The sequence below is a fragment of the Waterburya sp. genome (assembly GCF_058530065.1).
On the sequence record NZ_JBZNBU010000096.1, the window covers coordinates 1 to 8426 of the forward strand.

The 8426-nt window shown below is 43.2% G+C and carries 6 protein-coding genes; 3 read left to right on the forward strand and 3 right to left on the reverse strand.

The window, feature by feature from the left end; genetic code table 11:
- The coding region (locus tag AC33VI_RS06390; RefSeq protein WP_491781432.1) for a fatty acid desaturase at nt 1-725 on the reverse strand (725 nt) is incomplete at its 3' end.
- 136 nt (nt 726-861) lie between these two features.
- Complete coding sequence (purE, locus tag AC33VI_RS06395) at nt 862-1368, reverse strand: 5-(carboxyamino)imidazole ribonucleotide mutase (RefSeq protein WP_491781433.1); 507 nt, start codon at nt 1366-1368, stop codon at nt 862-864.
- A 271-nt stretch (nt 1369-1639) separates the two neighbouring features.
- Here purE and AC33VI_RS06400 point away from each other — a divergent pair, with 271 nt between their 5' ends.
- Genes AC33VI_RS06400 through nagA form a run of 3 tightly spaced genes read left to right on the forward strand, consistent with a single transcriptional unit; the run spans nt 1640 to nt 3169 of the window.
- Entirely contained in the window at nt 1640-1771 is a 132-nt protein-coding gene (locus tag AC33VI_RS06400) for a hypothetical protein (RefSeq protein ID WP_491781434.1), read from the forward strand.
- A gap of 17 nt (nt 1772-1788) precedes the next feature.
- Nucleotides 1789-1983, forward strand: a complete 195-nt coding sequence (locus tag AC33VI_RS06405; protein WP_491781435.1) for a hypothetical protein — start codon at nt 1789-1791, stop codon at nt 1981-1983.
- Nucleotides 1984-2035: 52 nt separating this feature from the next.
- On the forward strand, nt 2036-3169 hold the full coding sequence (gene nagA / locus AC33VI_RS06410) for an N-acetylglucosamine-6-phosphate deacetylase (protein ID WP_491781436.1): 1134 nt from the start codon (nt 2036-2038) through the stop codon (nt 3167-3169).
- 135 nt (nt 3170-3304) lie between these two features.
- Here nagA and AC33VI_RS06415 read toward each other — a convergent pair.
- On the reverse strand, nt 3305-8426 hold a 5122-nt coding region (locus AC33VI_RS06415), incomplete at its 5' end, for a choice-of-anchor I family protein (protein WP_491781437.1).

Below are 8426 nucleotides of genomic sequence, written 5' to 3' on the forward strand. Positions count from 1 at the left end.
ATGGAAGGCCAAAGATGGTGTACTAAGTGGTAGTTTTGTCCCAAAATGAGCAAATTTAAAATTGGACTGGGATAGACTCTGGCATTTTTCCAGCGATCGCGTTCTTTAAAAGGACGATGGGGCAAATAATCAAAAAATAATCCCAAGGCAATTCCTACCACCAAAGCAGGAACAAACCAAAAATTCATTACATAGCCAATAAAATCGTAATGAATGCCCAAAGCGACAATAGACACTAAAAATAATCTACTGAGAAACCACTCCAAAAGCTCGAATTTACGCCACAAACGTCTTTGGAAAAAGAAGAACTCGTGATAGAAAAAACGAGCAGCAATCATCCATAAAGGTCCGCCTGTAGAGACAAAATGATCTGGATCGTTTTCAGGATCGTTTACATGGGCGTGATGTTGTAAATGAACCCTAGTAAATACGGGGAAAGCAAAGCCCAACATTAAGGCACTGCAATGCCCCAAAATAGAATTAATAATACGATGGCTGTGCGCGCTATTGTGGGAAGCGTCGTGAATTACTGTTCCTGACAAATGTAATGCCAAAACGTTAGCGATAAAACAACACCAAGCAGGAAAATCCCAGAGGAAATAGCCAATAGTTGAGATAGTCAGCAACGCGATCGCCGCGATTGTCATCAACACATTGGGATTGATTCCACCAGGAGCTTTTAAATACTCTCTTGGCACTGTTCGCAGGGTCTGAGCCGACTGCATCTTTTCCTTTGCTCCTCTTTCTTTAGATCTAGTACTTTTCTCGGATAGTTTACACTAATTTTAGGGTGGGGTAAAGAAATGTAACGCGATCGAAGTTAGTTTCTCATTTAAAAACTTTTACGAACTATTTGATAAATTACATTTGACTAAGATAATCTTCATAACCTAATTTATCTAGTTGTTCTTGTTTGTCCATTACCATTGCGGTTAAATCTTGACGATATTGTTCTACTTTGGCTTGCAAATTGCGATCGCCTATCGCTAAAATCTGAACTGCTAACAATCCTGCATTTTGAGCGTTACCAATAGCTACGGTTGCTACAGGAATTCCTCTGGGCATTTGGACGATGGAATATAGAGAGTCTACTCCACTTAGTTGGCGAGTGGTTACGGGTACGCCAATCACGGGTAAGGGAGTAAGAGAGGCTACCATTCCTGGCAAGTGGGCAGCACCTCCCGCCCCTGCAATAATAACTTTAATGCCACGAGAAACGGCGTTTTTGGCATAGTCTACCATTCTTTCTGGAGTACGATGGGCAGAAACAATCGCCACTTCATAGGGTACGGCAAAATCTTCGCAAACGGCGATCGCTTTTTCCATAGTGGGCAAGTCGGAATCGCTGCCCATAATAATTCCTATCATTGTTTATCACTTAACATTAAACATTTAACATTAAACATTTACCATTAAACATTTACCATTAAACATTTATTAGCGATCAGCAATTATAAAATCAAAAAATTTGGTAATGGCAAACCACAGCAAAAAACTAACGATTGCATCTTTGATAATAAGTTGGAGTGTTTTAGGATGTGCGGACTTGAATCGATCGCTTTAAACTCAAACTCAAGAAAGACCCAAAATTGTCGCAGAAACTGCCCCAAAACCAAATCTGGCGATCAATCCGCAATCTTTGAATTATCTGTATAAAGCAGGTAGCTATTACTTAGAATCAGATCCACGACAATATCAAAAGGCGATCGATTACTATACTAAATTCGAGAGTGCTATTGCAGATGTCGCGGTAATATTTATGGTCAATTAAAACAATATGAGAATGCCATGACTGATTATGAAAATTCCCTGGCTGTTTATGCCGAATTTGGATTTGCTTATAAGCATCGTGGGGAACTTTACCAAAAATTAGGCAAACTCAATCTAGCCAAACAAGATTGGGACAAGGCAGCTAGTTTATTCCAGCAACAAAATAATACCGAGCAGTATCAGATCGTTCAACAGCTAATACAAAAACTATAATCTGGTATCGAAAGATAAATCGAGCAAACAACTTTGAGCTTTAGAGCATCACATGACAGATTTATTAATTAGTAATGCAAGGGTTGTTGGATATGACAGCATACAGCAAGTGGCAATCGAATCGGGAAAAATTAAAGCGATCGCACCACAGTTAAAAATAAAAGCAACTAAAGAAATCGACCTGCAAGAAGACTGGTTATCTTTGGGAGGAATCGATTTACAAATCAATGGCGGTTTGGGTTTGGCATTTCCCGACTTAGAACCCCAAGATTTACCCAAACTAAAACAAATTTGCGATTTTCTTTATCAACAAGGAATTGATGGTTTTTTGCCAACGATTGTGACTACTTCTATTACCAAAATACAGCGATCGCTTGCTACTTTAGCTGAATTTATTTCTACTCAAAACGAGCGCAATACTGCCCAAATATTAGGAGTTCATTTAGAAGGACCTTTTTTAAACTATAAAAAACGCGGTGCCCATCCCCCACAACATTTGTTGCCTTTAACCATTGAAAACATCAAACGAGTCTTAGGCGATTATAGTGCCATAGTCAAAATAATTACATTAGCCCCAGAATTAGATAGTAGCGGTCAAGCAATTACTTATCTTCAGGATCGAGACATAATAGTCAGTCTGGGACATTCTTTAGCAACGGCAACAGAAGCCAAACAAGCTTTCGATCTTGGTGCGTCGATGGTGACTCATGCTTTTAATGCCATGCCTACCTTGCATCACCGTCAGCCAGGGTTACTCGGAGAAGCGATCGTAAATCCTAATGTTTATTGTGGTCTAATTGCCGATGGCAATCATGTTTGCCCAACAATGTTAGAAATTATTCTCAAAGCTAGTAATTATGATCGCGGTATTTTTCTAGTTAGCGATGCCCTTTCTCCGATGGGTTTGCCCGATGGCATATATCCTTGGGACGAACGAGAAATTACTATTACCCAGGGTACTGCCAGATTGCCCGATGGTACTTTGTCGGGAACTACTTTGCCCTTATTAGTTGGAGTCGAAAATCTAGTGAAGTGGGGCTGCGATTTAGAAAAAGCGATCGCTATGGCGACAGAATCTCCGCGCCAAGCAATTAATTTTAAAGGTATGGAAGCAGGACAAATCGCCAATTTACTACGCTGGCATTGGAACGAAAGACAGCAAACAATATCTAGCAAAAGAATATAGTCTTTATCCAAATTCAAATCCAACAGAGAAAATGACACTGAATAAATATACTATCTCAAAAAAAGCGATCGCCCTTCTTAAGAATAGCGATCGCCTTATCGAATTAACTAATCATCAATTGTCCCTTGAAAAAAATTAAACAAAAACAAAATGTTCGGGGTTGGATAAGAAACCATCGGGAGTATTACTGACAATTGCTAAATCGTTACCGTTGGCAGAAATTAATGCCCCTGCATCAGTTTGACTAATATCTAAATCGTCGAAGCCGATACCCAAGCCAGCAATACCAATCACGTCTTCACCGCTAGTAAAGTCGTTGATAGTATTGGGAGATTCGGGGATTGCGCCGTTAGCAATCCAGAATTGATCTGCGCCTAAGTTACCGTTAATGCTGTTACCTCCACCAGTAAGGGCAAAAATGCGATCGTCGTTATCATCGGCAAAAATGCGATCGCCTTCTCCGAGGATAATAGTATCGTTACCGCTACCTGCATAGAGGCGATTACCACCTTCTCCCGTAGAGAGATCGATTAAATCGTCGCCACCACCAGCAAAGACTAAGCCATTGCTGCCAGTAAGTTCGATGGTTTCGCTTTCAGTAGTGCCAAAGATGGGTTCAAAAGTAGGACTGGGATTTTCATTACCATCGCCACTGTTAGCGTCTCCATTACTATCGCCATCACCATTTACACCGCCGACATCGCTGCCATCTAATACGGTGTCATCGCGGAAGGCTAGATTTTGGATGCGAGTATCTGATTCTGGGGCAACATCTTCGATATTAAAAGGAGTCTCGTTGAAGTTATCAAAGAGGAATTCTGCTAAGGCATCTTGTTCTGTACCATCGGGGGCAAAGGTAGCATCGCCAGTACGAGGATCTTCTTCTTCTAAGGCTAAATCAACACGATCGCGATCGGGGAAAGGATAGTCATCGCCACCATCGGCTAGGAAATTAAGAGTTACTAAACGGAAAGTACGACTGCCCTCTCCCACAAGTTCCCCGTCTTCGACTACAGTATCGATGATGTTACCATCTGCATCTTTAACCGCTAAAGACTGGATGCGATCGCCCGAAGGTAAGTTGGCATCAAAACTAAACTCTATTCCTGCTACTTGGGGGAATTGTCCTGGGGTTTCTCCCTCTTCTGTGGCTGCAACACCATGTTCGATAATTTCGACTAGTTCGTCGGCAGTTACCGTTAGTAGGGTTAAACCATTATTAAAACGCAAACTATTGCTAATATCGAGAGAAGAAATATCTCCTGCTTCCTTACCTGCAAGTTCGTTGGGTAGAGTAGGAGTTCTTTCTACATCTTCGGGATTAGTCGAACCAGGAGGGGCTATCACTGCACCGATATTGTCGCGGATACCACCACCGTTTTTAATGGAGATAACTACGTCAGGATCGGTTTCTTGTGCCAAAGCTAAGTTAGCATCGGCGGTTAAGTTACCTAGATTTGTTTCTTCAGTACGGACATCTCCTCTAGTACCGTTAAGGAATACTTCACTACTACCAAAGATGTCTCCATCTTGGGCTGCAATTTCTTCGCCAAGGGTATTGGTAATTTCGACAACTTCAGGATCGGGAGTACCGTTGACTGCTGCCACACCTTCTTCATCAGTAGCATAAGCCCCACTGATTTCGGGGTTGATACTTTCGGGAATGATTACGCCGTTTTCATCGAAGTCTACTACCAAACGTCCCACATAGCGATAGTTACCGTCGGTATTGACTACTGCAATGGGGTTGCCATCGGCTGCGGTATTGAGGATGGGATATACGCCATCGGCTTCGTCTCCCGTTCTAAACCTGTCTGTTTCGTCTGCCAGAATAGTATTAGAACCACCTGCAACAATAATATCTACGTTGGTTAGTTCTGCCGATAGTGCTTCCTCAATGGAAATCTGCTGCATATGGGATAGCAAGACTACCTTATTAAGATCTGGGTTATCTGCTAGTAAACTATCTACCGAACCTTGAATTTCTTCTGCCAAAGCTGAAATATCTGCGGGATCGTCGGAGTCAAATTCAATAGGAGAGATGGTAACGTCTCCAGGAGAAGAAATACTATCTAAAGTGGGAGTAGTTGCACCCACAACACCAATCTTCTCGCCATTGACGGTAATAATTGTACTGCCAGTAACGCTGTTGGGAATGTCGCTGGCTTCTTGTCCCTCTTCTACTACTAATTCCGCGAGGTCTTCATCAGTACTGAAATCCAGGTTAGCACTAAGGTAAGGAAAATTAGCACCAGGGTAGTTTGTTTCTTCATCGGCAGAGATTAGATCCGCAAGAGTACCCGTTCCCAAGTCGAATTCATGGTTGCCTAGTGCGATCGCTTGAAAGCCTAATTCGTTTTGAATTAAGATGTCCCCTCTACCTTGTCCATCAAAAGCCCCTTCTCCCGCAGCAAAGAAAGGACCAGGAATATAAGCATCCCCAGAAGAAAGGGTTAGGGTATTGTCGTAGTCATCTCTTAAGGCATTAAGTACCGCGCTAAAGTTGGGGGCATCTTCGATTGCAGGAATACCCCCTTCTTGATCGGCTGCGTGGAGTAGTTGCAGGGTGAAAGTACCGTCGCTATTACTTCCACCACCATTATTACCACCGTCACCATTACCGCCATTACCGCTATCGGGAATATCGATTTGATAGACACTAACCGTACCGCTTACTTCGTTGGAGACAGTTAATAGAGGCAAACCGTTAGGACTATCTTCTGCGGAGATAAACTGCAAACCTTCGGGGGCGAGGTCTAAAGCATCGCCAGTTTCTTCATCAATGGGGTTAATATATTGAACGAATTTAGAATTAGCAGGATCGCTAATGTCGTAAACCATAATGCCGCCAGTTCTTTCCAAACCGACAAAGGCATAGGGCGTACCGTCTACTTCTCCCACTACAACCCCTTCAGGTTCTGCACCTTTGGCATCGCTACGGCTATCAAAAGAATCTATCGTACCGTTGGAGTTAAATAGTTCGGGTACTTGTTCGGCAGTGATTTGGGCAAAGTCATCACCACTATCAAAGACTAGGTTACCGTTGGCATCGCGGATACTAAAAGAACGTCCCCCATAGGATACCAAGCGATCGAAGTCCCCATCCCCATCGATATCGCCATCAATGGTAGAAACTTCTAAACGTCCTAAATTTTCTTCTGACTGTAATTCTTCGGCATTAGGAAAAGTATCGGGGTCTAATTCTAGATCTTCAACCCGTTCGTCTTCGTCTCTAGCATCCCCTTCATTAGCCGTGACGTAGTAGGTTGCCCCATCTACTTCGTAAGCTGCGATCGCATCGGGTTGATAGAGTCCGAATGCGGGTTCGTTTTGGATATTAATGGTTTCATCTTCGTCATTAGCATCCAAGCCATTAGAACCACTAAATTCAATGATGCCCAAGGTAGTTTGAGTCGGATCGGGGTTAAAGGGAACAGAACCATCAACGGGTATCTCTTCATCCAATAAACCAAAGTCGTTGTCGTTGATAACTGCTAGAGAACCATCTTCTAATAGTGCCAAACCTTCGGGTTTATCTCCTGCGGTATAGCCAATAGAAGGAAGATTTAAGACTTCAGTTTTGGTAACGGGTTGAATACCTGCTGCTGTCAACTCATCGGGAGTCATCCCTTCTAAAGCAGTATCTTCTTCGGTTGCAGTAGATAAGTCCGTACCGAGGATATTGGTCGCATCCGTTAAATCTACTTCAAAGATAAATTTCTCGGCATCGCTACCAAACCCAGAGTCTCTTTCGATGACATAGAATTTACCGTCGCCAGCATAAACGGCATCACCAATTTTATCTACCCCAGGAGAACCTTCGAGAAAATATACATACTCTCCGACTGCTTCTCCCGTAGCAGGATCTACTTCTAAAATTCTTAGTACCTGAGAATTGCGGGAATTAAAATCGCTTCTCTCGTCTAATTCTTGTGCTTCGGCATTGCTAACATCAGGGTTATCGATAGGACTCTGAATAAAAGCATATAAGTTACCGTTGTCGGTGTTCAACGCCATCCCTTCAAAACCACGATTGCCACGACGCTGGGCGTAAACCTCTGGTAGAGTCTCCGTACCAAATGCTCCTTCGGGATGTCCCACAGATGACCCAGTACCTTCAGGAATAAAGCGATTTATTAAAGTTCCGTGGGCATCAAAGTGATAAATGGCTGGGCGATATTCATCAGAAAGCCAAAAAGTACCGTCGGGGGCAACGACAATCGATTCCATATCTGCCCCAAAAGGATCGTTAGGTAAAGGATTACCGTTTAAATCTACTGGTACTTCGTCAGTATAAGCAGTTCCCGCATCCCCCGCTTGTAAGTTGGGTAAACCAGTAATGGGAGTGTGTCCATCTTCTCTGGTTAAAGGAATCTCTTCGGTAATATTAAATTCTCCAGATTCCCGATCTAGTGTAAAACGAATTAACTTCGCCTGATAATCTGGCACAGGAAAAGGTCTTTCATTATTTCCATCGCCATCCACATCCGTAGGTTCGCCGTTTGGTCCGCGATCTGGTGTAGCGATAAACTGCAACAAACCATCATCGCTAGTGCCTTCATAATATAAGCCAGACATCCCGCCCAAGAGAATTTCTTGTCCTGCGGGAGTCGTACCCAATACCTCGCCACTAAGATCCCAAGGGTAATTAGTCACTTCGGGCAAACCGCGACTGTAATCCTTTAGCCCCAAACCCTGAATTTCGCTAACTTCCCCAGTCTCTAAATCTACTACGGCGATCGCATTATTTTCTTGGAGGGCAACAAACGCCTGAGTACCATCGGGACTTACGGTAATAAATTCTGGTTCGGCATCATTGGCAAAGTCTACCCCTGGGAAAATTCTCACTCCCTGACCCCGTAACTCCTCTTCTTTACCATTAAAAGCAGTAAAGTCAGCAGTAGTTACCGTTGCACTCTCTATCCCCCCAGAGATATCGATAATGCTAATCGAACCTTCAGGGTTAATTGTCGGATCGTCTTCATCGGGTTCGCCTTCGTTGGCTACCAGCACTTTAGTTCCATCGGGAGTAAAAGTCACCATGTCGGGCAACGCACCCACAGTTACTTGATTTAAAACATTGCCTTCAATATCAAAGAAAACGATCGTTCCCAAGTCGTCTGCTGCTTCCCCTTCAATGGCTGCTGCCACAATACCGTCCTTAATTGCAATACTATTGATGCCATCTCCCAATTCGGAAATATCGATCGCATCTACGAAAGTAGGATTAGTGGGGTCCCTAAGGTCTAAAATATCA

Excerpts from the sequence above, each read along its gene's own strand:
- purE (WP_491781433.1), bottom strand. The coding sequence starts at position 1,368 with ATGATAGGAATTATTATGGGCAGCGATTCCGACTTGCCCACTATGGAA.
- AC33VI_RS06405 (WP_491781435.1), top strand. The coding sequence starts at position 1,789 with ATGACTGATTATGAAAATTCCCTGGCTGTTTATGCCGAATTTGGATTT.
- nagA (WP_491781436.1), top strand. The coding sequence starts at position 2,036 with ATGACAGATTTATTAATTAGTAATGCAAGGGTTGTTGGATATGACAGC.